Source organism: Streptomyces sp. NPDC037083 (genome assembly GCF_055606485.1).
In genome coordinates this window covers 211,793-234,950 of record NZ_JBVJSQ010000008.1, presented here as the reverse complement: position 1 = coordinate 234,950, position 23,158 = coordinate 211,793, and the positions used below count along the sequence as shown (strand labels likewise).

The window sequence follows — 23,158 nt, the reverse complement described above, 5'->3', positions numbered from 1 at the left end:
AGCCCACGTCCTTCGGTCGGCGTGAAGGCGCGGTCGACGAGGGCGTTGGAACTGCCCCTGCGGTTGTCATGACCGGCGCAAGATAGTGCGACGAGGATCGCGACAGACTCCGTTCCGAGTCAATAGTCCGGGACGGTTGACCTGATGAGCCGGGGCGATGGGCCGTCGAGCCGGGGCGGTTGCCCCGATACGTACGGGTGCCCCGCGTAAACCCCCCACGCCCCTCCGGTAGTTGCACGGCTCCGGTCGATGCGCCTACACGTTCAGGTGATCATCCGCGGGAGCGGCCTTCGGCGCCCGCGCCCTGCCCCTATCCAGGGCATATGGACAATCCGCAGGATTCTGTAGACCACGGTCGCCTCTCGCGTCGGCGGTTCGCCGCGGCCACGGCCACGACGGCCGCCGCGCTCACGGTCACCGGCCCCGCCGAGGCCCTTGACAGGCGACCCGCCGCCCCGTCGCGGTCCACCGCCGACTGGAAGACCTGTCTGGCGGTCGCCCGGGCGCTGCTGGTGGTCGACGAGGACGACCGGCCGCTGGTGCCCCGCTACGAGAAGGTGCTCGACGGCGGACTCCCCCGGGCCAGGACGAGGACCGCGAAGAAGGTGCTCGTGGTCGGCGCCGGGCCCGCCGGGCTGGTGGCCGCCTGGCTGCTGAAGCGCGCAGGACACCGGGTCACCCTCGTGGAGGCCAACGGCAACCGGGTGGGAGGCCGCATCAAGACCTTCCGCACCGGCGGCCACGAGCAGGCGCCGCAGGCGTTCGCCGACGCACGCCAGTACGCGGAGGCGGGCGCGATGCGGATCCCCGGCAGCCACCCGCTGGTGATGAGCCTCATCGACGGTCTCGGCCTCGACCGGCGCCGGTTCCACCTCGTGGACGTGGACGCCCACGGCAGGCCCGTCAACAACGCCTGGCTGCACGTCAACGGCGTCCGGGTGCGCCGTTCCGAGTACGCGAGGTCGCCGCGCCGGATCAACCGGTCGTTCGGCGTGCCCCGCGCCCTCTGGGACACCCCGTCCTCGACCATCCTGCGCGAGGCACTGGACCCGGTACGCGACGAGTTCAGCACCCGCGGCCCGGACGGCCGACGGGTGGACAAGCCGCTGCCGGAACGGGTGCAGGGATGGGCACGGGTCGTGCAGCGGTTCGGCGACTGGTCGATGTACCGGTTCCTGACCGAGGAGGCGGGCCTGGACGAGCGGACCGTCGACCTGGTCGGCACGCTGGAGAACCTCACCTCCCGGCTCCCGCTGTCCTTCATCCACAGCTTCATCAGCGCCTCCCTCATCAACCCGGACACCGAGTTCTGGGAGTTGGCCGGCGGCACCGCCACGCTCCCGGACGCGTTGCTGAAGGAGGTCGCCGACGTCCTGCGGCTCGACCGGCGGGTGACGCGCATCGAGTACTGGGCGCGGGACCGGCAGGGCGACGACAGCACCTCGCACGTGCACGCCGACGGGCCGCACGTGTGGGTGGACACCGTCTCCGAGGGACGTGACGGCAAGGTGGTGCGCGAGCAGTTCACCGCCGATCTCGCGATCGTCACCGTGCCGTTCTCCGGGCTTCGGCAGGTGCAGATCAGTCCGTTGATGTCGTACAAGAAGCGGCGCGCCGTCGCCGAGCTGCACTACGACAGCGCGACCAAGGTGCTGCTGGAGTTCAGCCGCCGCTGGTGGGAGTTCGCCGAGGCGGACTGGAAGCGCGAACTCGACGCCGTGCGGCCCGGGTTGTACGAGGAGTACCGGGCCGGGAGGACGCCGGACGACGGAAGCCTGCTGGGCGCCCATCCGTCCGTGCCGCCCGGACACATCACGCCGGGGCAGCGCGCGCACCACGCCGCCAACCGGTGGGCCGGCCGTGACCAGCCGGAGGCGGCGCACATCGTCGGCGGCGGTTCGGTCTCCGACAACTCGAACCGGTTCATGATCAACCCCTCCCATCGGGTCGAGGGCAGCGAGGGCGGTGTCGTCCTGGCCTCCTACAGCTGGGCCGACGACGCCTCGCGCTGGGACTCGCTCGACGACGACGCCCGTTATCCGCACGCCCTGCGCGGACTGCAGCAGGTCTACGGCCGGCGCGTCGAGGTGTTCTACACGGGCGCCGGCCGCACCCAGAGCTGGCTACGCGATCCGTACGCCTGCGGGGAGGCGTCCGTCCTGCTCCCCGGCCAGCACACGGAGCTGCTCGGGGCCATCCGCGCGCCCGAGGGGCCGCTGCACTTCGCGGGCGACCACACCTCGGTGAAGCCGTCGTGGATCGAGGGCGCGCTGGAGTCGGGGGTCCGGGCCGCTCTGGAGGCGCATCGGGCGTGAGTGCCCCGACAGGGTTTTGAACACGTTCAAATAGGGAGTAGGGTCCTCTTCGGACCAAGGAGGGGGCCCTACTCGTGAAGATCGTGCTACCCGGCGGGACCGGGCAGGTGGGCAATGTCCTGCGGCGCGCGCTGACCGCGGCCGGACACGAGGTCGTGGTGCTGAGCAGGCGGCCCGCGGGCCGGGGCGAGATCGAATGGGACGGCAGGACGCTCGGCCCATGGACCGAGGCGGTCGACGGCAGCGACGTCGTCGTCAACCTGGCCGGGCGCAGCGTCAGCTGCCGCTACACGCCCGTCAACCTCAAGGAGATGATGGACTCCCGGGTGGACTCCGCCCGGGTGGTGGGCGAGGCGATCGCCGCCTCCCGGCGGCCACCGAGGGTCTGGCTGCAGATGAGCACCGCCACCGTCTACGCCCACCGGTTCGACGCCCCCCACGACGAGGCCACCGGCGTGATCGGCGGCGGCGAGCCCGGCGTCCCGGCCTACTGGGGCTACAGCGTCGACATCGCGACGGCCTGGGAGCGGGAGCAGGAGAAGGCCGACACCCCGCACACCCGCAAGACGGCGCTGCGGTCCGCGATGGTGATGAGCCCGGACCGGGGCGGTGTGTTCGACGTCCTGTTGCGCCTGGCCCGGCTCGGGCTCGGCGGTCCGGTCGCGGGCGGCGCGCAGTACGTGTCCTGGATCCACGACCACGACTTCGTCCGCGCGGTCGACTTCCTGATCGCCCGGGACGACCTCGACGGACCGGTGAACCTCGCCGCCCCCTCGCCCCTCCCACAGCGCGACTTCATGCGCGCGCTGCGCGGAGCGTGGGGCGTGCCGGTGGGCCTGCCCGCGACGAAGTGGATGGCCGAACTCGGCGCCTTCGCCCTGCGGTCGGACACCGAACTGCTGCTCAAGAGCCGGCGCGTCGTCCCCGGCCGGCTGCTCGACGCGGGCTTCGCCTTCGACCACCCCGCGTGGCCGGAGGCCGCCGCCGACCTCGTACGACGGGTGCGCGGCCGCTGACGGGCGGGGGCCGGGGGGCCGGGGGGCGGGGGGGACGGGGCGTGCGGCCGGCCGGGGCCGCGTGACGCGGGCCGGAACAGGCGGGGCCGGCGGCTGCCCGGCGGCGGCCGAAGCCGCGCGGACGCGCACAGGGGGGTCACGTCCGCGCGGCCGTCCTCGTGGGCGTCAGCTCGTGGCGCGCACCGCTTCGACGATCAGGTCCGCGACCGCCTTCGGCCGGGACACGGCCACCGCGTGGGAGGCGCCGTCGAGTTCGACCACCGTCGCCCCGGCCCGCTTGGCGCCGAAGCGCTCGACCTCGGGGTTGATCGCCTCGTCCGCACCGGCGACCAGCGCCCAGGACGGCTTGCCCTTCCAGGCGGCCGCGGCCGCGGTCTCCTCGAACGCGGCGGCCGCCAACGGGCGCTGGGCCGCGGCGAGGATCTTGGTGACGTCCGCGGGCACGTCGGCGGCGAACACCGACGGGAAGGCGTCCTCGGCGATGGTGACCTCGACGGCCGGGTCACCGCCCGGCACCGGGTACGTCCACTGCTTGAGGTTGCCGACCAGCGGCGACAGCGGGAAGCGGCCCTGCAGTTCGCCGAGGCTCTCGCCCTCCTCCAGGACGTAGGCGGCGACGTAGACGAGACCGACGACGTTCTCCGTGACGCCGGCGACGGTGATGAGGGCGCCGCCGTAGGAGTGGCCGACGAGGACCACGGGACCGTCGATCTGGGCCGCGACCGAGGTCACGTAGGCGGCGTCGGACGCGAGGCCGCGCAGCGGGTTGGGCGGGGCGATCACGGGAATGCCGTGGCCCTGGAGCTCGGCGATGACGCCGGACCAACTGGCGGCGTCGGCGAACGCGCCGTGGACCAGGACGACGGTGGGCGTGGTGGTGGTCATAGGTGTGCTGTCTCCTGAAGGTCAGACGTGCAGGGCGTCGCGCAGGGTGCCGACGGCCAGGGTGATGGCGGCCTCGGCGGCGTACGTCGGGCGCAGCGCGTTCAGCATCACGAAGTCGTGGATGATGCCCTGGAAGCGCACCGCGGTGACCGGCACGCCGGCCGCGCGCAGCTTGTTCGCGTAGGCCTCGCCCTCGTCGCGCAGCACATCGGCCTCGCCGGTGACGACCAGCGCCGGGGGCAGGTCCGCGAGCTGCTCGGCGGTCGCCCGCAGCGGGGACGCGGTGACCTGGGCGCGCTCGGCCTCGTCGGTCGTGTACTGGTCCCAGAACCACTGCATGCCGTCGCGGCGCAGGAAGTAGCCCTCCGCGAACTGGTGGTAGGAGCCGGTGTCGAAGCTCGCGTCGGTCACCGGGTAGAACAGCACCTGCTGGACCAGCGGGACGCCGCCGCGCTCCTTGGCCATCAGGGTGAGGGCGGCCGCCATGTTGCCGCCGACGGAGTCGCCGGCCACGGCCAGCCGGCCGCCGTCCAGGCCCTTGGTCGCGCCCTGCTCCACGATCCACCGGGCCACCGCGAAGTTCTGCTCGATGGCGACCGGGTAGCGGGCCTCGGGCGAGAGGTCGTACTCGGGGAAGACGACCGCGGCCTCGGCGCCGACGGCGAGTTCGCGCACCAGCCGGTCATGGGTGTGGGCGTTGCCGAACACCCAGCCCGCGCCGTGGATGTAGAGGATCACGGGCAGGACGCCCTCGGCGCCGGCCGGCCTGACGATCCGGGCGCGGACGCTGCCCGTCGGACCGCCGGAGACGGTGATCCACTCCTCGTCGACCTCCGGCTTGTGGATCTCACCGGACTGGACCTCGTCGACCGCCTTGCGCCCCTCCGCCGGAGGCAGGTCGAACAGGTACGGCGGGTTGGCGGTGGCCTCGGCGAACGCCGCGGCCTCGGGTTCGAGCACCGGCGTGACCGGTTCGACGACGTCGGACATGGCTTCTCCTGCTGTTCTCGATGTGCGCTGTCTCGCCCCGTCACGCTAAATCCGGTGCGCGGCCGGAGTTTGTCCCCGCGTGCACCGCCGCTGTTCCGACAGCGCACAGAACGCGGGTCACGCCTCGAGCCGCACGACGCGGACATTTACCGGGCCGTTCACCCGATGGACAAAGAGGCGTCACAGCCGTCGCCGCCGCCGCGCGCCTCTGGACTGCTCGAACGCGCCGCGCCGGCACGGGGAGAGCGCTCTCGGCCGGTACCGCGGAACGGGCGTGGGGCGATTTCCGATTTCCCGCGTCCCGCGCCCGGCAATCGCCGGTCATAAACGCCGCGCGAAAAGTCGGCTGGCGTTCCTCGCCGGAATGACCCGGTATTCGGGCCGTTTCCCGGGGCGCGGCCGACGCCCACCCAAAGGCGCCGGAGGGCGGCAGCGGACGCCGGGGGCAGAGTGCCGGGTGCCGGCTGCGGATGCCGGGTGGTGGGTGGTCGGCTGTGGGCGGATTCAGTCCTGGCCGGGTCGTGCCGCGTCCCCGGTGGTGTCCCGCCATTCGCGTGGGGACATGCCGTAGGCGGCACGGAAGACCCGGCTGAAGTGGGTGGCGCTCAGGAAACCCCATCGGCCGGCCACGGCCGCGATGGTCCGGCTCCCCCGCCCCTGCCGCATCAGGTCGCGCCGGCACTCCTCCAGGCGGCGGCGCAGGATCCACCGGCCCACGGTGAAGCCCTCGTCCTTGAACAGTTTGTGCAGATAGCGCACCGAGATGTGGTGCGCGCGGGCGATGCCCTCCGGGGAGAGGTCGGGGTCGGTCAGATGCAGTTCGACGTACTCCAGGATCCGCGCCAGCACCGGCGGATGCGTGCCCGGCGACCCCGGCGAACCCGTGCCCAACTGTTCGGCGGCGAGGGTCGACACGAGGTTCACGGCGTTCCAGGCGAGCATCTCGCCGACCGGCGGCCGGGCCTCGGCCGCCGCCCGGGCCAGGTCGGACAGCAGCGGGGACAGCAGGGCGCCGAGCCGGGAGCCGCGGGCGACGGGCGTCCGGGCGAGCCTGCGCACGTCGGGCTCCGCCAGGTCCAGCAGACCGGCCGGCACGAGGAACACCGTCGCACGGGACGGTTCGGGCAACGCGAGCACGGGGGCACGGCGCACGTCGTAGAAGCAGACGTCGCCGGGCGCCAGCCGCAGGCCGACGGGCTCGCTCGGACGGGCGGACTTCCGGGCCGCCTCGGCGTCCGGTCGGCCGACGACTCCGCGCAGACCGACGAAGAGGTACTCCCCTCCGTCGCGGGCGACCAGCCGGTGCGCCGGGTCCGGCGCGCCCTCGCCGGGCAGCCGGGCGGGTGTCTCCTCGCCCCACACGATGTCGACGCCCGGGGGTGTCCGGCTCGCACGCCGGTCGAAGGCACTGGTGCTGTCACAGGTGCTGGAACTGGTGGTGGGCATCTTCCGCCGTAGCCTCCGGGGGACCGTCGATCGTGTCGTCCGGACCGTAGGTCGGCGGATGTGCAAAAAGAGTGACGACGGAGTGAAATCGGTTCACGCACCGCTGGGCACGTCCTCCGTCCCGGCGCGTTCGCCTTCGCGCTCGCGTTCGTGCTCGCGTTCGTGCTCGCGTTCGCGTTCGCGTTCGGCGGCGAAGGCGCGCACGAGCTCGTGGAGTCCGTAGCGCCCCGGAGCGTGCTCGGTGAGGAGGTGGGCGTCGGCAAGGGCGGCGAGGAGCAGCCGAGCCCGACGCACCGGCAGCCCGGCGAGCACCGAGGCCGCCGCCGGGGTGACGTCCGCCCCGCTGTGCCGCGACAGGAGTCGCAGCAGCCGCGCACTGTCCGGCGACAGGCGGCGGTACGAGTTCAGGAAGGCCGCGCCGGTGGCGGGGAGGGCGTCGAGGGTGCCGTGGGCCTCACGCAGTTCCCCGGCGAGCGCGCCGAGCGGGAAGTCCCGTCGGCTGACGGCGCGTGCGGCGACGGCGGCCAGTGCCAGGGGCAGCCGGCCGCACCGGGCGACGATCTCGTCGACGGCCCGGGGTTCGGCGGCCGCCCGCTCGGCGCCGATCCGGGCGGTGAGCAACGCACGGGCGTCCTCGGTCGAGGGCGGTGCCAGGAGCAGGGTCGGCGCCCCCGAGACCGCCAGACCGGGCAGGGTCCGACGGCTGGTGACCAGCGCCAGACAGCCCGGTGCGGCCGGGAGCAGCGGCCGCACCTGTTCGGTGCCGTCGGCGTCGTCGAGGACCACGAGGACACGTCGGCCCGCGAGAAGGGTGCGGTACACGCCGGCCAGGGCGTCCACTCCGCCGTCCGGCATGCGCGGCGGGGGCGCCCCGAGCGCCCCGAGCATGGCGCGCAGCGCGTCGCCGGGCTCCACCGGGGGCAGGGCCGCGTCGAAACCGCGCAACGCGACGTACAACTGCCCGTCCGGGAAACGATCGGCGACCCGGTGCGCCCACTGCACGACGAGGGCGCTCTTGCCGACACCGGCCGGCCCGCCGACCGACACGACCCCCGCCCCCGAACCGACGGCGCCCTCAAGCCACTCCGACTCGACAGCCCGCCCCACGAAAGGGGAAAGCGCCGGGGGCAGCTGAGCAGGCCGCACGAAGCCGGGGTGTCGGACAGCCCGAACGCCTCCCCCACCGTGGACGCCACCGGCGTCACCGACCTCGCTCACCTCGGGTCCGAGGTCTTCCCACCCCGTGCCCCCGGCACGGGCCGGCGTGGGCGCCTCGGCTGCGGGCACCGCAGGCCCGGGCGCGCCGGGCCCGGGCGCACGGCCCTGGGAAACCGTGGACGCGAGGTCGGCCGAACCGGACTCCGTACGGCCCGAGTCGACGGACCGCAAGGTGCCGGCCTCACAAGTGACATGCCCAGGAACGACAGGGCCGAGGACGGCAGGTCCGGGAACGCCCGGCGCCGTCGACGTGCCCGGTTGTGCGCAGTGCGGGGTCGGGCGCAGCTCCAGGACTTCGGTCGGCAGGCCGAGGTTCACCATGGGGCCGGACCTCAATCGAGGTGGGACCTCCTGGCGCAGTACGCGGGTGTGCGCCGCCGTGAGTTCGGGGCCTGGGGTGATGTCCAGGTCGTGGGCGAGCCGCCGGCGGACGTCGTCGTACGCGCGCAGCGCCTCCGCCTGCAGGCCGCAGGCGGCCAGGGCCAGCACGAGTCGGGCGTGCAGCGGCTCGTCGAGGGGGTCGTGGGCGACGGCCCGGCGCAGGGCGGGCAGCACCTGCTCGGCGAGGCCGCACTGCAGGGCCGCGTCGGCCGCCAGCCGCGTGGTGTCCAGGAGTTCCCGTCGGACGGCCGTGAACTGGACGTGCTCGCGCACCGACGCGGGGATCCCCATCGCCACCGGTCCGCGCCACTCCTCCAGCGCCAGGACGAGGTGCCGGGCCGCCGCCTCGGCACCTCCGGTGGCCGCCGCCCGTCTGCCGCGCCGGGTCAGGTCGCGAAAGCGCAGCAGGTCGACCTCGTCGGTGTCCGCCTCGAGGAGGTAGCCGCCGCTGCGACGCAGCAGGCGTCGGCCCGGGGTGCGGGGCGCCAGCCCCGGTTCCAGCAGCCGCCGCAGCGCGCCCGCGTATCGCCGCACCACGTTCGCCGCGCTGGCGGGCGGCCGTTCGCCCCACAGCGCGTCGAGGATCTCGCCGGGCGGCACGGGCCGGCCCGTGTGCGCCAGGAGCAGCGCGAGCAGCGCGCGTTGCTGGGGAAAGCCCGGGTCGAGCTCATGCCCGTCCCGCCACAGCCGGACGGGCCCCAGCACCTGGAACCGCATCGCCGCGCTCGTGTCCCCGGTCTGCCGGGGCGCGGTCTCAACCGGCACCGGCGCGGCCGTCCCGTGCGTTCAGCAGCGCCTCGACCCGCTCGGCGTCGGGGTGCCCGAGACCGCTGAGGAGGACGAGGGCCTGTTTCCAGGCGGTGCGCGCGCCCTCGTGGTCGCCGGTGGCGAGGTGGGTCTCGCCGACCCGGACGAGGATGTCGGCCTCGAGGTACGGCACGCCCAGGTCACGCAGCAGCGCGAGGGCGTTGCGGTAGCCGAGGAGGGCGTGCGGGTGGCGGCCGAGGCGGTGGTGGGCGTAGGCGATGCTGTCCCAGGTGGCGGCCTGCCCGTAGCGGTCGCCGAGTTCCTGGAGCATGGCGAGGGCTTCGAAGCAGTGGGTCAGGGCCTGCCGGTACTCGCCGAGCAGGGCGTGGTACCAGCCGACCGAGTTCAGGACGCTGGCCTGCGCGGCACGATCGCCCAGGGTGCGGAACAGGCCGAGGGCGAGCTGGTTGTGACGCAGGGCGCCGGGGAGGTCCCCGCGCTGCTCGCTCTCCCAGCCGAGGCTGCGGTGGGTGTGGGCGCGGCCGGAGTCGTCGTCCAGCTCGGTGAACAGGTCCAGGGCCTGTTCGAGACGCGGCACGGACCGCGCGTGCAGTCCGAGCCGGCCTTCCACGCGGGCCAGTCCGCGCAGGCCGCGGGCCACCAGCACCGGGTCGGCGAGCCGCCGGGCGGCGTCGAGAGCGGTGCGCTGCACGGTCAGTCCGTCGTGCCAGTGGCCCCTCCGGTCGAAGAACGGCTCCAGGGACCAGGCCAGTTGGCAGGCGAGCCGCTGCTGCGCAGGCGTTCCGGACGCGGCTGCCACGTCGACGACGGCGAGGAGCACCGCGTGTTCGGCGGTGAGCCAGGCCAGGGCGCGGTCGTCGTCGGCGAGGAGGACGGCGTGCACGCCGACGGGCGCCGCGGGCGGGGGCAGCGGGTCCGCGTTGGGGGCGAGGAGCCGGTCGGCCGCGTGGGCGGTGTGCAGGTAGTGGTGGTACAGCCGGAGCAGCGCCGCCTGGCGGTCGGTCTCGGGGTGCTGCTCGTGGACGAGTTCGCGGGCGTACGCGCGCAGGAGGTCGTGGAAGGCGTACCGGGCGGGAGTGTGTTCGGCGACGAGGTGCAGACCGGTCAGCTCGGCCAGCAGCGGCCGGGTCCGGCGTTCGGGCAGGCCTGCCAGCGCGGCGGCGGCCGGGAGGGTGAAGTCGGGGCCGGGATGCAGCGCGAGCAGCCGGAACAGCCGCGCCGCCTCGGACGAGACCGCGCGCGAGGACCAGGAGAAGACCGTGCCGACGTCCACGGTGGCGTCGGAGCGCGCGAAGGCGTCGAGGCTGCCGTGGGCCTCGCGCAGTTCGGCGGCGACGGCGGACAGGGGGAAGTGGGGGTGGACGGCGGCGCGGGCGGCGACGCAGGCGAGGGCGAGGGGCAGTCCGGCGCACAGTTCCCCGATCTCGTCGGCCGCCCCGGGTTCGGCCGCCACCCGCTGCGCGCCCAGTCGGCGGACCAGGAAGGCCCGCGCCTGGCCGGCGTCGAACGGGCGCAGGGTCAGGGGGTGGGCGCCGTGCGCGGCGACGAGCCCGGGCAGTTCGTCGCGGCTGGTGACGATGGCGAGGCAGCCGGGCGAGCCGGGCAGCAGCGGCCGCACCTGCTCGGTGTCGCGCGCGTTGTCCAGCACGACGAGGACCCGCCGCCCGGCGAGCACGCTGCGGTAGAGCGCGGCCTGGGCGTCCACTCCGTGCGGGACGCGCTCCGGCGGCACCCCGAGCGCGTCCAGGAACCCCCGGACCGCCTCACCGGGCTCCATGACCGCGCCGGAAGGATCGAAGCCACGGAGGTTCACGTAGAGCTGGCCGTCGGGGAAGCGGTCGGCGACCCGGTGCGCCCAGTGCACGGCGAGCGTGGTCTTGCCGACGCCCGCCATGCCGCCGAGGGCGCTGATCACCACGGTCCCGGGCTGCGGCACGTCCGCGCCGAAGAGTCCCAGCACCTCGTCGAGTTCAGCTCGTCGTCCCGTGAACGCCGTGACGTCACGCGGCAGTTGAGCGGGAGGCGAAGCGACGACCGGACGCGCGGCAAGGCCTTCCGGGCCCGAGGACCCGCCCTCCGCACCCTGCACACCCTCCGGGACCCGCACGCCCTCCGGGACCCGCTCACCCCCCTGCGGGGCCTGCAAACCCTGAGGATTCTGGGCGCCCAGCGGATCCTGGGTGCCTCTCGGGTCCCGCGCGCCCCGCGGATCCTGCGCGCCCTGCAACCTCTGCGAATCCTGCGCCCCCTGCGGGACCTGCCCGCCCTGGGAGACCTGCGCGCCCTGCCGAACCTGCCTGCCCTGCGGGACGTGCGCGCTCTGGGAGACCTGCGCGTCCTGCCGAACCTGCCTGCCCAGTCGAACCTGCCCGCCCTGCGGGACCTGCCCGCCCTGCGGGACCTGCCCGCCCTGGGAATCCCGCACCCCCCACGGGACCTGAACGCCCCCGGAAGGCCGCGCCCCCGGCGTGTCCCGCACGCCCTGCGGGTCCAGGGGGTCCCGCGCGGTCCCGGCCGCCGCCGGGTGCGGATCCCGCAGGACCGCGTCCCGCGCCTCTCGCAGTTCGGCGCCGGGGTCGATCCCCAACTCCTCGGCCAGCCGCGTTCGTACGGCCTCGTAGACGGCCAGCGCCTCCGGGCGACGCCCGACCGACGCCAGCGCCAGGATCAGGCCGGCCTGCAGGGGTTCGTCCAGTGGATGCCGGGCGGCGGCCCGCCGCAGTTCGGGCAGGACCGCTTCCGGCGTCCCGACTCGCGACGCGGCCTCCGCCGCTTCCCGCACCGCGGCGAGTCGCTCCCGGTCCACCGCGGCGAACGCCGGATGCGCAAGGACCTGTCCGGCGATGTCCGCCGCGACCGGTCCACGCCACAACGTCAGCGCCTCGGTGAGGAGTTGGAGTCCCCGCTCGGGTGACCGACGGGCGATCCTGCGGCCTTCCTCGCGCAGCGCGCGGAACCGCAGCAGATCGGAGGAGTCACCGTCGGTCGCCAGCCGGTATCCGCCGGCGTCCCGCACCAGCCAACGGCCCTCCGCACGGGCGGCGAGGCCGGGTTCCAGCAGCCGGCGCAGCGAACCGACCCGACGTCGGACGACGTTGACCGCGCTGTGTGGCGGCTCGGGCCCCCAGAGCACCTCGACGATCTCGCTCACGGCGATCGGCTGCCCCGCCGCGACCAGCAGCAGAGCGAGGAACGCCCGCTCCTGCGGCCCCGCGAGGTCCAGCTCGGCGTCCCCGCGGTACACCCGGACGTCCCCCAGGACCGCGAACCGCACCGGCTCCAGCGGCACCTCATCCCCCCTCCGGCTCGTCCTCCCCCGGGCTCGACTTTACGCCAGGAGTGCAGTTACCCAGAGTTACGGACGGGGCGTTCCGGCTGCTCAGCGGGGTGGCCACTCGCGGCGGAAGCCGGGGGGCGGACGTCTCTCGAGGGCTTCGCACGACCGCCGGCAGGCCGCCCGGGGTCCCGGGTCCGGGGTCCGGGACGGTTTCGTCCCGGACCCCGGTCATCGCGAAGTGAGCGCCCGTCAGCAGAGGCGGCCGGTGTAGTAGGCGCCCTGGATCTTGGAGGCCGAGCCCAGCCAGGACGTGCCCGGTCCGACGCACCGCTCATAGTCGGGCGCGAGGGCGACCTCGACCTTGATGACCACCCTTGAGCCGTCGGACGTGCAGTGGTTGTAGAACGCGTCGGAGCTCGTCTCGTAGAAGCCACAGGGGTCCGCGGCCGCGGGGCTCGCGGTGACGGTGGTCACCGCGCCGAGAGAGGCGAGCACGAGAGCGGCGGAACCGATGGTGCCGAGCACCGAACGACGAACACGCACAGCAGAACTCCTTAGCCGGAGGGAGGGGTAAGAACTGGGAAAAGCCCAGGTCCGCTGAGTGGCGGACCTGGACCAGGATCGTGGTCCCGCCCCCGGAGTTGATCGGACGTCACGCGCCCTTCACCCCGCGAATCGTTTCACCGTTACGCCGTGGGGGTGATCATGCCGTGAGGGGGAGTCGCCGGCGCGGCACGGGGGCAGGGGCGGCCCGGTTCACCCGGGTGAGCGCCCCGAGTGGTGGGGGCGCGTCGACTGACTGACGGTGGATCACGTCAGGCCGGGTCAGGTGAGCTGACGAGGTGTCGGCTGCCCGGTCGTGACGGAAGGACCATCAGATGCGCTCTGCTCGTATGATCCTGGCCACCGCGGCGGCCACGGCCGCTCTCGCCATCGGCGCTCCGGGCGCCTACGCGGCCGACGGGGACTGGGACCACGACGGCTCGTCCTACACCAAGGAGGAGAGCTCCTCCACCGGCAAGGAGGAGAGCTCCTCCACCGGCAAGGAGGAGGGCTCCTCCACCGGCAAGGGCGACGGCTCCTGGTCCGGCAAGCACGACAAGGAGGGCCACGACGCACCGCACGGCGGGATCCACACCGGGGGCGGCGCGCTGGCGGCCGTCGGCGAGGGCGACCGTGACGGCTCCGCCGCCAAGGACCCCCGCTTCGACCCCGAGACCTACAAGGACAAGGCCGCCGAGAAGGAGCACGGCCGCAGCCAGGACGCCGCCCAGGAGGGCGAGGACTCCTGGAACGGCGGCAAGGAGGACGCCGGCGGCTGGAGCGGCAAGCACGACAAGCCCAGCGGCGGCATGCACACCGGCGGCGGCGCCCTCGCCGGCCCCTCCCTCACCGCCGGCGGACTCGGCATCCTCGCCCTCGCCGGCACCGGCCTCTACACCCTGCGCCGCAAGAAGACGGTGGGGGGTGTGGCCTGACCCATGCCGGACGCGATAGCGAAGCCGCGGCCGCCACGCACGCCCCGCGTGGCGGCCCGGCCGGCTTTCCGTCCCCCCGGCCCGCTGTGTGCGAGCAGTTCGCGGCGCGGATCACCGCGTGGGTTCCCGCCGCCCCTGTCGGCGCCCCCCCATCGCCCGTAGACTGACAAATCGTAGATGTACGGGTGCAGTTGACGGGGGGAGCCGCCATGTCGGGGGACCAGTACGGCAGATACGACTACACCTTCCAGGCACCGCCGATGCCCGCGGCGCCGCCGCCGGCCCCGGCGGACGGAGCGCGGGCCGTCGCGGTGGCCGTGCTCAACCTCAGCGGGCTGGGCCTGGGTTACGCACTGGTGCGCCGCTGGGCCCTCATGGCGCTGTGCTGGATCGCCACCGCCGCGCTGCTCCTCGCGGCGCTGCCCGCCGATCCGGACGGCGTCCCGGCCCTCGCGCTCGTTCTGTACGTCGCGTTCCTCGTCGCGGTGGCCGCGCACGGCGCCCGGGTGGGCCTGCGCACCCCGCTGTCCGGGTTGCGCAGCGCGCCCCTGGCGCTCGGTCTGGGGCTGCTCCTGCTCGTGGCGCCGGCCGGCGGCGTCGTGCTGTACGACAGCGCGCGGGACGAGGCGATCCAGGAGATGCTCCTCGACCGGCTCGACGAGGCCGACCGTCTGGTGCAGGCCGCCGGGGAGAAGCCGTTCGGCACGGCCGAGGCCGACTACCGCAAGGCCCTGCGGGTCTACTCGGACCTGAGGACCGATCACGCCGGGTCCCGGGCGGCCGAACGGGTGCCCGGGCGGATGAAGACCTTCTACACGACGGTCGGCGCCCCCTTCGAGAAGGGCGACTACTGCGAGGCCACGGCGCCGCTGAAGTATCTGCGCACGGTTCCCGAGAGCCTGCCCGGGACGGACCTCGGTGAGCTGAGGGCCTGGCCCGACGACCGCCTGGCCACCTCGCTGTACGAATGCGCGTCGAAGGCGCTCACGGCCGGCGACGCCACCTGGACGTCGCAGTTCGGGGAACTGCTGACCGCCTTCCCCAGGTCCGAGCAGGCCGCGAAGGTCGAACCGGCCGTGGCAGCGGCCGTCGTCCGCACGGAGAAGGACCTGAGCGGGGCCGAGCCCTGCACGGCGGTCGAGCGGCTGCGCACCCTGGGCACCCAGATCGACGGCCTGCAGACCGAACGGACGGACGTCGGCGACGCCCTCGACAAGGACTCCCGGCGGGCCACGGGCAGCGCCGACACGGGCGCGTACACCTGCGGGGTGGACCAGTACCAGGACGGCGACTTCGAGTCGGCCCAGACGACGATGACCGAGTACGCCTCCGCCCACAAGACGGCCAAGAACGCGGCCCGGGCGAAGAAGATCGCGATAGCGGCGGAGATCGCCCAGACCGTGCCGGCCGCCGGCAAGACCCTGCCGACCACCCGCAGCGGCGGCAGCATCTCGGTCACGGTGCAGAACGACAGCCCCGACGAGGTCACCGTTCTCTACACGGGCCCGGTCACCGGGAGTTTCACCCTCAAGGCGTGCGGCAGCTGCACGGCGTACTCCCTCGGCAGCACCCTCAACCCGAATTTCGAACCGTGCAGCAACAGCGGAAAGAATTATCCGGAGCGCACGATCAGCCTGCCGGTCGGCACCACGTACTTCCTGCACAAGCCGAAGGGCGACAGTCTCGCCACGCCCGCCTCGGACACGGCCAAGCTCCGGTCGGGCTACATCTACACGGAGTGCGCGTACACCACGCAGAGCCTGGGATCGGGCCTGTGAACAAGGCATGAAAGGGCGGGGAATTTCCGGCCACTGAAAATCCGTCAGCCCATGAATGAGTTACCTGTGGGTCGTATGTGACGGGTGATAAAGTGCGCCGGAATTCTCATGTGCAGGGCCCCCACACGAAAGCCTTGAGACAACCAAATGAACGACAAAACGGCGGAATCCTCCGTGAATTCCTTCGTCCCGGGCGGCGCTCGCCGGCATCGCAAGGCCCGGCAGAACGGCGCCGGTCTCCGGCGCGCGATCGTGCTCGCACTGGCCGTGCCCGTCACCTCGGCGGCGCTGGCCGGCCCCTCGGCCTTCGCCGCCGGGAAGGGCGTCGGGACCACGGCCAAGGACACCGCGCCGGGCCGGGGTCCGGGCGCGGACGACCAGCAGATGATCACGAACCTGGAGACCCGGGTCCTGGACCAGCGGCTGGGCTCGAACGTCAGCGGCGTGGTCCTGGACTCCGCGTCGGACAGGACTCTCTGGGACCACAACGGCGCGATCGCGCTGATGCCGGCGTCCAACACCAAGCTCGCCACCGCGACCGCCGCGCTGACCGTGCTCGGCCCGGACCACCGGTTCACCACGAAGGTCGTCTACGGCGACGGCACCCTGACCCTCGTCGGCGGCGGGGACCGGACCCTGACCGGCGCCGACCTGGCCGAGCTGGCGAACACGGCGGTCGCGGGCCTCAAGGCGGCGGGGCTGACCTCGGTGAAGGTCGCCGTGGACGACAGCCTGTTCCCCGAACCGACCCTGGCCAACGGCTGGAACACCGGTTACTACCCCGACTCCGTCGCCCCCGTGCGTGCGCTCGTCGTCGACGGGCACGGCGTCCAGGACACCTCGATCGACGCGGGGCAGGTCTTCGCCCAGCAGCTCGCCGCGGCCGGCGTCACCGTCGACGGCGCCGTCGCCCGCGCCACGGCGAGCCCGGGCGTTGTGCCCGTGGCACGGCACCGGTCGGCACCGCTGTCGGACATCGTCCACAAGATGATCAAGGTCAGCGACAACGACATCGCGGAGACCCTGCTGCGGGCGACCGCCCTGGGCGCGGGCCGGCCGGCCACCTTCGAGGGCGGCACGCAGGTCGTGCGCGAGGTGCTGAGCCGGCGTTACGGGGTGTCCCTGGACCACTTCGAGGTCTACGACGGCAGCGGTCTCTCGCGGGCCAACCGCATTCCGGCCGCCACCCTGGCGGAGATCCTCGAACTGCTGGCGGAGACCCGATACGCCCCCATCCTCGGTTCCATCCTCGACGGGCTGCCCGTCTCCGGCGAGGCGGGCAGCACCCTCGGCCCCGAGTGGGGCCGGTTCGACGACGTGAACTCCAAGTGCGCCGTCGGCAAGGTGCGCGCGAAGACCGGCACCCTCACCGGGGCCATCGCCCTGAGCGGTCTGACGCAGGGCAAGGACGGCAGGTGGAAGGTCTTCTCGTTCGTCGAGAACGGCTCCACGGCCAACGCGAACGACATCAAGGACGCCATGGACGGTCTCGCGGCGACCGTCAACGGCTGCTGGGCGTAGCGCGAAGGGGCCGGCTCCGGCGAGCCGGCCCCTTCGTGCGGCCACGACTGTGACCCACAGCACGAAGAAACGATGCCGTTTCGATGACGTCGGGGTCTACTCTGGCCAGTAAGTGAACGATACGGTTTCGTTCACAAGAGGTGTTCGCCCTCACCGCATGGAGAACGACAGCCATGGCCTCCGTACTCATCGTCACCGAACACTCCCTCCAACGCCTCGGCCTGCGCATGCTGCTGGCCGCCGAACCCGATCTGACCGTCGTGGGCGACACCGCCGACGGAGCCGACGCGGTCCGCATGAGCGCCGCGCTGCGTCCCGACGTCGTCCTGATGGGCGGCCGCCGTCCCGGGACCGAGGACATCGAGAACATCCGCCGAATCGCCCGGCCTTCGCGCCTCACGGCGGTCGGCAGCCCCGCCGCGGCGGCCGGGCGCCCGCCACGAGTGCTGGTCCTGACCTCCACCAACGACGAGTGGTACGCCTACGCCGCCCTGCGCGCCGGCGCCGGCGGATTCCTCCTGGAGGACGCCACCTCCGGCGAACTGACCGCGGCCCTGCGCGTGGTGGCCGCCGGAGAGGCCGTCATCACCCCCGAACTGACCCGCGCGCTCATCGACACCGTCCGCCACGAGCGCACCCCTCGGCCTCGCGAGCGGGAGATCGGACTCGACGCCTTCACCCAGCGCGAACGCGACGTCCTGCTCGCCGTCGCCTCCGGCTGGTCCAACGCGGAGATCGCCGCGCGGCTGTCCATCGCCCCGACCACGGTCAAGTCCCACGTCAGCCACATCCTCGCCAAGATCGGCGCTCGCGCCCGCGTCCAGGCGGTCGCCTTCGCCTACGAACACGGCCTGATCCACCCCGCCGCCTGACCCCGCTGCCGCGCCGCCCCGCGGCCGGACCCGCCTCACGGCCGCCCCGCCCGACGGACCGCCCGGCCCGCCCGCGACGCACCCCGGCCGCACAGCACGAGTGGCCCCGCTCCCGCACTCCGGGATCGGGGCCACCGCGGGCTGGACGTGTCCGGTCAGGAAAGGGCCGCCCGGAGGGGGCCGCCCGGAGGGGGCCGGGCGGACCGGTCCCCGGGCCCGGGCTAGTCGCGGGCGCGCTGGCGGACGCGGGCCAGGAGCAGGTTCGGGTCCTGCCGGGTGAAGTACGCGGCGCTGGGGACGTGGACGGTCCGGCCGCGGACGGCCACGGAGCTGGGGTTGGACAGCCCGTCCTGCGCGGTGAGGACGACGGTGTGGGCGCCGTCCGGGCGGACCAGGGCGACCTGGCTGCTGACCATCAGAGCGGCGAGGACGGTGTCGCGGTGCCGCTCGACGAAACCGAAGTCGTCGATCCCGGCCAGGCCGGTGGCCCGGGTCTGGATCGCGCCGGCCGAGCCGTTCTCGCGTACCGGGATGCGCAGCAGCGCCGCGGCGTCGGTGTTGGACACCCACACGGCGTCCCGGTGGATCCTGAGACCGTTGACTCCGACTCCTGCCGCGGCCGGTCCGGTGCCCGGCGCCAGGGCGGCCCCCTTGGCCCAGGCCGTGGGCCTGCCGCCCGCACGGGGCACGCGCCAGACGGTGCCCAGCACCGAGTCGGCGGCGTAGAGCACGCCCCGGCGCTCGTCGAGCGCGAGACCGTTGGGGAATCCGTTCGGCGGCAGCTCGGCGATCTGCCGGGGGGCGCTCCCGTCCGGGGCGATGCGCCAGATGCCGGTCTTGCTGGTGCCGGTGGCGTAGTTGACGTAGAGCGTGCCGTCCTCCGCCCGGGCGATGCCGAGGACCACGGCCGCGCCGACGACCGGTGTGTTCGGGTTCGCGACGGCGGGCAGGGTGGCGAGGATCCGCGTCCGGCCCTGCTGGGTGACGTTGGCGACCTGCCGGGCGCCGGCGAAGGTCAGGTCGGCGGAGCCGTCGGGTTCGAGCGCGATGTTCTCCGGCGTCCGGCCCTTGGCGAGGTCGAAGTGCGCGACGACGCGCGGGTCCGAGACGGTCGTCTCACAGGCCGGGGCGGGAGACGCGGCGAGCAGACCGAGGGCGAGTGCGGCGGCGACGACGCCCGCCGGCCGTGGGATTCGGGGCATGGGCCTCTCCTTGAGGGGGACGCTGAGAGTGACGCCTGTGGGCGACGCGTCAGTGGACGGAAGGCGCGCCGGTGTGCGGCGGCCAGACGACCATGGCGGTGCGCCGACGGCGGCAGCCGCAACCGTGGCCGGGAGATCGCCCGCGTGGCCCACGGCATGGACCCGGCTGCCGCTCACGCGGGTGACGCGGCATGCAGCAGACTGTGCCGTGCAGACCGGCACTCACCCAGAAGGAAGCACAGCGTGATCATCTTCGGCACCAAGGGATACCTCTACCAGCTGGCGATACTGACGCTGGTGTGCGGCCACTGCGGCAACCCCGCCGCGCACACCCTCAGGAAGCGGGTCACGAAGTTCACGCTGTTCTTCGTGCCGCTGTTCCCCATCTCGACGAAGTACGCGACGCAGTGCACCTTCTGCGGCGCGGAGCAGAAGGTGACCAAGGAACAGGCGGATCAGCTGCTGGCGCAGGGCACGAGCGCCGGCCAGTCCTACGGGCAGCCGCAGCAGCAGCCGTACCAGCACTGACCGCCGCCGAGCGGCCCGCTCACCGCGTGAGTCCGGCCCGGTCGCAGGCGGCCCGCAGCTCGGGGGTGCAGATCCGGGCGACGGTGTAGACGCCGTTGTCGACGAGGACCCGCTCGATGTCGTCGACCGTCACCGTGTCCGCGGTCAGCAGGACCGACGGGATGCGCGCGGTGGTGGGGCTGTCGGTGGTCGTGGTGGCGCTGTCGCGGGGATCCTCGCCCCGCCCGACGGCGACGGCCATGGTGGCCACGGCTGCCGCCTCGTCCTTGAACGGCTTGTACACCGTCATGTACTGCTCTCCCTTGACGATGCGCCGCACGGCGTCGAGGTCGGCGTCCTGGCCGGTGACGGGAGGGAGCTTCGTGACGCCGGCCCTTTTGAGGGCGGTGACGACGCCCGCGGCGATGGAGTCGTTGGCCGCCAGGACGCCGTCGATCCGGTCCGGGCCCAGGGCCGCGATGGCGGCCGACATGTTGGCGTGGGCGTTCTGCGTGCTCCAGTCGGGGGTGTCGTAGGACCTGGCGATCCTCACCCGGCCGGAGAGGGCGGACATCGCGCCCTTCTTGTACCAGGTCGCGTTGGGGCTGGCCGGATCGCCGTTCATCATGACGACGTCGGCGCGCCCGGACCGCCGCGCCTCGGCCTTCAGCAGCGCCTCGCCCTGGAGCCGGCCGATCTGCAGGGCGTCGAAGCCGACGTAGCCGGTGATCGGGCCCTCGGCGAGACGGTCGTAGGCGATGACCGGGACGCCTGCCCGGCGCGCCTCCTGGATGGAGGAGCGGACCGCCCGGGTGTCGGCGGCGTCGAGGATCAGGACCTTGGCCCCTTTGGTGACCATGGTGACGAGTTGCTGCCGCTGCCTGGTCACGTCGTTCTCGGCGTTGGCGTACTCCACCGTGCAGCCGGGGCACAGCTTCTTCACCTGCGCCTCGATCAGGGGGCGGTCCGAGTGTTCCCAGCGGGGGACCGTGCGGCTGGGGAGGAGCAGGCCGACGGTGAAGCCCTCCCGGGCCGGCTTCTCCTCGTCTCCGCAGGCGGCCAGGGGCGTCGTCAGGAGCGCCGCGGCGAGCACCGCGACGACGTGCTGCCGGCGGATCATCGCGTCACCTCCGGTACGGCGATCTCGCTCCACACCTGTTTGCCGCCGGCCACCGGGACCGAGCCGAAGGACTCCGACATGGCCTCGACGAGCAGCAGGCCGCGGCCGCCGGTCGACTCCCAGTCGACGATGACCGGTTTGGCGGGGGCGCGCGGCGAGGAGTCGCTCACGCAGACGCGCACCCGGTCGCCGCGCTGGATCAGGTCGAGCCGGACGGGTCCCTGGGTGTGCACCAGGGCGTTGGTGACGAGTTCGGAGACGACCAGCAGCACCGCGTCGGCCGCCTCCTGGACCTTCCAGCGGCGCAGGGTGCGCGCGGTGAAGCGGCGGGCGTGCATGACGGCGTCGGGCAGCCGCCACACCATCCAGCCGGCCCGGATCGGGCGGGTCTTCATGCCGTCGTAGCGCAGCAGCAGCAGCGCCACGTCGTCCTCGCGGCGGCCGGCGTCGCCGAGCAGTGCGTCGGCCATCGTGCCCGGGTCCGCGGGGTCGGCCGCGGCGAGCGCTGCGCGGGTGCGGCGCATGCCCTCGTCCAGGGGCAGGTCGGCGGCCTCGACCAGGCCGTCGGTGACCAGCGCGAGGACCGTGCCGGGGGCCAGTTCGACGGCCGTCATGGGAAAGTCCGCCTCCGCGAGGATGCCCAGCGGGGGCCCGCCCGCGACCTCGACCTCCTCGGCGACGCCGTCGGGCCGGCGGATCAGGGGGGCGAGGTGACCGGCCCGGACGAAGAGGGTGTTGCCCTCCTCCATGTCGAGTTCGGCGTAGCAGCAGGTGGCGAACAGGTCGGTCTCCATGGCGACGAGGAGCCGGTTGGCGTGCGAGACGACCACGTCGGGCGGGTGGCCCTCCATCGCGTAGGCCCTGACCGCCGTGCGCATCTGCCCCATGATCGTCGCGGCTCCGGCGCTGTGTCCCTGGACGTCCCCGATCACCAGCGCCACCCGGTCCTGGGAGAGGGCGATGACGTCGTACCAGTCGCCGCCCACCTGCAGGCCCCGTTTGGCGGGCAGGTAGCGGGCGACGGCGGTGCCGCCGGGCAGCTCGGGCAGCCGCCGGGGCAGCAGGCTGCGCTGGAGCATGGTCGCGAGTTCCTGCTCGGCGTCGTGCGCGTGGGCGCGTTTGAGGGCCTGGCCGACCAGGGCCGCGGTGGCGGTGAGCAGGGACCGTTCCTCGGGGACGAACTCGTGCGGGCGCTGCCAGCCGACCAGACACACGCCGGCGACCTGTCCCTTGGCGGGCAGCGGCAGCACGGCCAGTCCGCCGTCGCCGATGCCGGTCAGTCCGGGTTCGAGGTCGGTGCCGGCGGGCCACAGGTCCATCCGCCCGTCCCGCAGGGCCGCCTGCAGGGTGGGCAGGGCGCGCAGCGGCGCGTCGGGCCATTCCGTGCGCCACTCGGAGCGCCACACCTGCGGCCAGGCGGTGGGCTGGGGCGGATCGAGGACGGTGACCAGGAGCCGGTCGTCCTGCAGCGCGGCCAGGGCCACCCGGTCCGCGGCCAGCGGTTCGCGCAGGGCGGCGACCACCACGCGGCCGACGTCGCGGACGGTCACGGCGTCGTCGAGGGCGGCGGTCAGCCACTGGATGCGGGCGACGTCGTCGGTGCCGCGGCGCAGCACCGGGGTGGCCGTCACCACGCCCAGCACCTGCTCCGCGCCGTCGGGGGCGCCGGCCTCGACGCGGCAGCTCAGGCTCAGCCAGCGCATCTCGCCGGTGGGGCCGCGGACCCGGAACTCCAGGCCCCGCCGGACGGAGGGCTCGGCGGACGGCTCCAGGACCGACATCAGGGCGTGCATGTCCTCCGGGAGGGCATGGGCGAGGAGGGTGTCGGCCTTGCCGTCGAAGTCGTCGGGGGAGATGCCGAGCAGTTCCAGGAGGGTGTCGTCGGCTTCGACGAGACCGGTGTCGGGGAAGAGGACGAAGGAGCCGACGCGCAGGCTCCGCAGGGCGGGCGCGAGCAGCGGCGTCGGTTCCGGTGGGGTCGGGCCCGGCCGCAGGAGTGCGGCGAGCGCGTCGGCGTAGCGTTCCAGGAACCGGCGCTGTTCGACGTCGAAGCCGTCCAGGGAAGCCCCCTGGACGACGAGGCAGCCCAGCCTCTTGCCGTCGGCGTCGAGGGGCAGCGCGCCGAGCGGGGTGTCGGCGGTCAGCCAGAGGGGCCGGTCCGTGCGGTAGGCGCGCGCTGCGGGCGAGTCACCGGACAGCGGCAGGCGCTCCGGCGGCCCGGACCCGGAGGAAATGCCTCCGGACGCGTCCACCAGCCGAAGCTCCTCGCCGACGCCGGGCGCGTAGACCGCTGCCAGTGCCGCTCCGGCGAAGGTCAGCGCCCGATCGAGGCATCTGCGCACCGTACCTCCCGTCCTGCCGCAGGTGCCGACAGGTTGAGAACG

At 73.6% G+C, this 23,158-nt stretch carries 16 protein-coding genes; 7 read left to right on the top strand and 9 right to left on the bottom strand.

From position 1 onward, the window contains the following. Positions 1-323: 323 nt before the first annotated feature. A complete protein-coding gene (locus ACZ7DE_RS22920) occupies positions 324-2,315 on the top strand; it encodes a flavin monoamine oxidase family protein (protein ID WP_470763990.1) in 1,992 nt (663 codons plus the stop codon). 74 nt (positions 2,316-2,389) lie between these two features. Next, positions 2,390-3,331, top strand: a complete 942-nt coding sequence (locus ACZ7DE_RS22915) for a TIGR01777 family oxidoreductase (RefSeq protein ID WP_470763988.1) — start codon at positions 2,390-2,392, stop codon at positions 3,329-3,331. A gap of 165 nt (positions 3,332-3,496) precedes the next feature. Here ACZ7DE_RS22915 and ACZ7DE_RS22910 read toward each other — a convergent pair whose 3' ends face one another. The 6 genes from ACZ7DE_RS22910 to ACZ7DE_RS22885 form a co-directional block, all read right to left on the bottom strand. After that, positions 3,497-4,216: an alpha/beta fold hydrolase gene (locus ACZ7DE_RS22910; RefSeq protein WP_470763986.1), complete on the bottom strand. Its 720-nt coding sequence runs from the start codon at positions 4,214-4,216 to the stop codon at positions 3,497-3,499. Positions 4,217-4,237: 21 nt separating this feature from the next. Further along, complete coding sequence (locus ACZ7DE_RS22905) at positions 4,238-5,206, bottom strand: alpha/beta hydrolase (RefSeq protein WP_470763984.1); 969 nt, start codon at positions 5,204-5,206, stop codon at positions 4,238-4,240. Positions 5,207-5,710: 504 nt separating this feature from the next. Continuing rightward, entirely contained in the window at positions 5,711-6,652 is a 942-nt protein-coding gene (locus ACZ7DE_RS22900; RefSeq protein ID WP_470763981.1) for a helix-turn-helix domain-containing protein, read from the bottom strand. Positions 6,653-6,745: 93 nt separating this feature from the next. Continuing rightward, positions 6,746-9,016 carry an AfsR/SARP family transcriptional regulator gene (locus ACZ7DE_RS22895; RefSeq protein WP_470763979.1) on the bottom strand — a complete coding sequence of 757 codons (2,271 nt, stop codon included), beginning with the start codon at positions 9,014-9,016 and terminating at the stop codon, positions 6,746-6,748. Continuing rightward, entirely contained in the window at positions 9,006-12,308 is a 3,303-nt protein-coding gene (locus tag ACZ7DE_RS22890; RefSeq protein ID WP_470763977.1) for an AfsR/SARP family transcriptional regulator, read from the bottom strand. Before ACZ7DE_RS22890 ends, ACZ7DE_RS22895 begins: the two co-directional genes overlap by 11 nt. 237 nt (positions 12,309-12,545) lie before the next feature. Then, positions 12,546-12,839 (bottom strand): DUF6355 family natural product biosynthesis protein, encoded by a 294-nt coding sequence (locus tag ACZ7DE_RS22885; protein WP_470763975.1) that lies wholly within the window; start codon positions 12,837-12,839, stop codon positions 12,546-12,548. Positions 12,840-13,174: 335 nt separating this feature from the next. On the opposite strand from ACZ7DE_RS22885, the gene ACZ7DE_RS22880 reads away from it, so the two are divergent. The 4 genes from ACZ7DE_RS22880 to ACZ7DE_RS22865 all read left to right on the top strand — a co-directional run bounded on the left by ACZ7DE_RS22880 (position 13,175) and on the right by ACZ7DE_RS22865 (position 17,945). Further along, a complete protein-coding gene (locus ACZ7DE_RS22880; RefSeq protein WP_470763974.1) occupies positions 13,175-13,774 on the top strand; it encodes a hypothetical protein in 600 nt (199 codons plus the stop codon). A 209-nt stretch (positions 13,775-13,983) separates the two neighbouring features. Continuing rightward, entirely contained in the window at positions 13,984-15,552 is a 1,569-nt protein-coding gene (locus ACZ7DE_RS22875) for a hypothetical protein (protein ID WP_470763972.1), read from the top strand. A 147-nt stretch (positions 15,553-15,699) separates the two neighbouring features. Then, positions 15,700-17,073, top strand: a complete 1,374-nt coding sequence (gene dacB, locus ACZ7DE_RS22870; protein WP_470763970.1) for a D-alanyl-D-alanine carboxypeptidase/D-alanyl-D-alanine endopeptidase — start codon at positions 15,700-15,702, stop codon at positions 17,071-17,073. Between the two features lie 173 nt (positions 17,074-17,246). Beyond that, positions 17,247-17,945, top strand: a complete 699-nt coding sequence (locus ACZ7DE_RS22865; RefSeq protein ID WP_470763968.1) for a LuxR C-terminal-related transcriptional regulator — start codon at positions 17,247-17,249, stop codon at positions 17,943-17,945. A 221-nt stretch (positions 17,946-18,166) separates the two neighbouring features. On the opposite strand, the gene ACZ7DE_RS22860 is transcribed toward ACZ7DE_RS22865, so the two are convergent. Then, entirely contained in the window at positions 18,167-19,147 is a 981-nt protein-coding gene (locus ACZ7DE_RS22860; RefSeq protein WP_470763966.1) for an SMP-30/gluconolactonase/LRE family protein, read from the bottom strand. Positions 19,148-19,390: 243 nt separating this feature from the next. Between ACZ7DE_RS22860 and ACZ7DE_RS22855 the strand changes: the two genes are divergently transcribed. Beyond that, positions 19,391-19,675, top strand: coding sequence for a zinc-ribbon domain-containing protein (locus tag ACZ7DE_RS22855; protein WP_470763964.1), 285 nt, complete (start codon positions 19,391-19,393; stop codon positions 19,673-19,675). Positions 19,676-19,694: 19 nt separating this feature from the next. On the opposite strand, the gene ACZ7DE_RS22850 is transcribed toward ACZ7DE_RS22855, so the two are convergent. Further along, positions 19,695-20,774, bottom strand: coding sequence for a sugar ABC transporter substrate-binding protein (locus tag ACZ7DE_RS22850; protein WP_470763963.1), 1,080 nt, complete (start codon positions 20,772-20,774; stop codon positions 19,695-19,697). Then, positions 20,771-23,116, bottom strand: a complete 2,346-nt coding sequence (locus tag ACZ7DE_RS22845; RefSeq protein ID WP_470763962.1) for a SpoIIE family protein phosphatase — start codon at positions 23,114-23,116, stop codon at positions 20,771-20,773. Before ACZ7DE_RS22845 ends, ACZ7DE_RS22850 begins: the two co-directional genes overlap by 4 nt. Between the last annotated feature and the right edge of the window lie 42 nt (positions 23,117-23,158).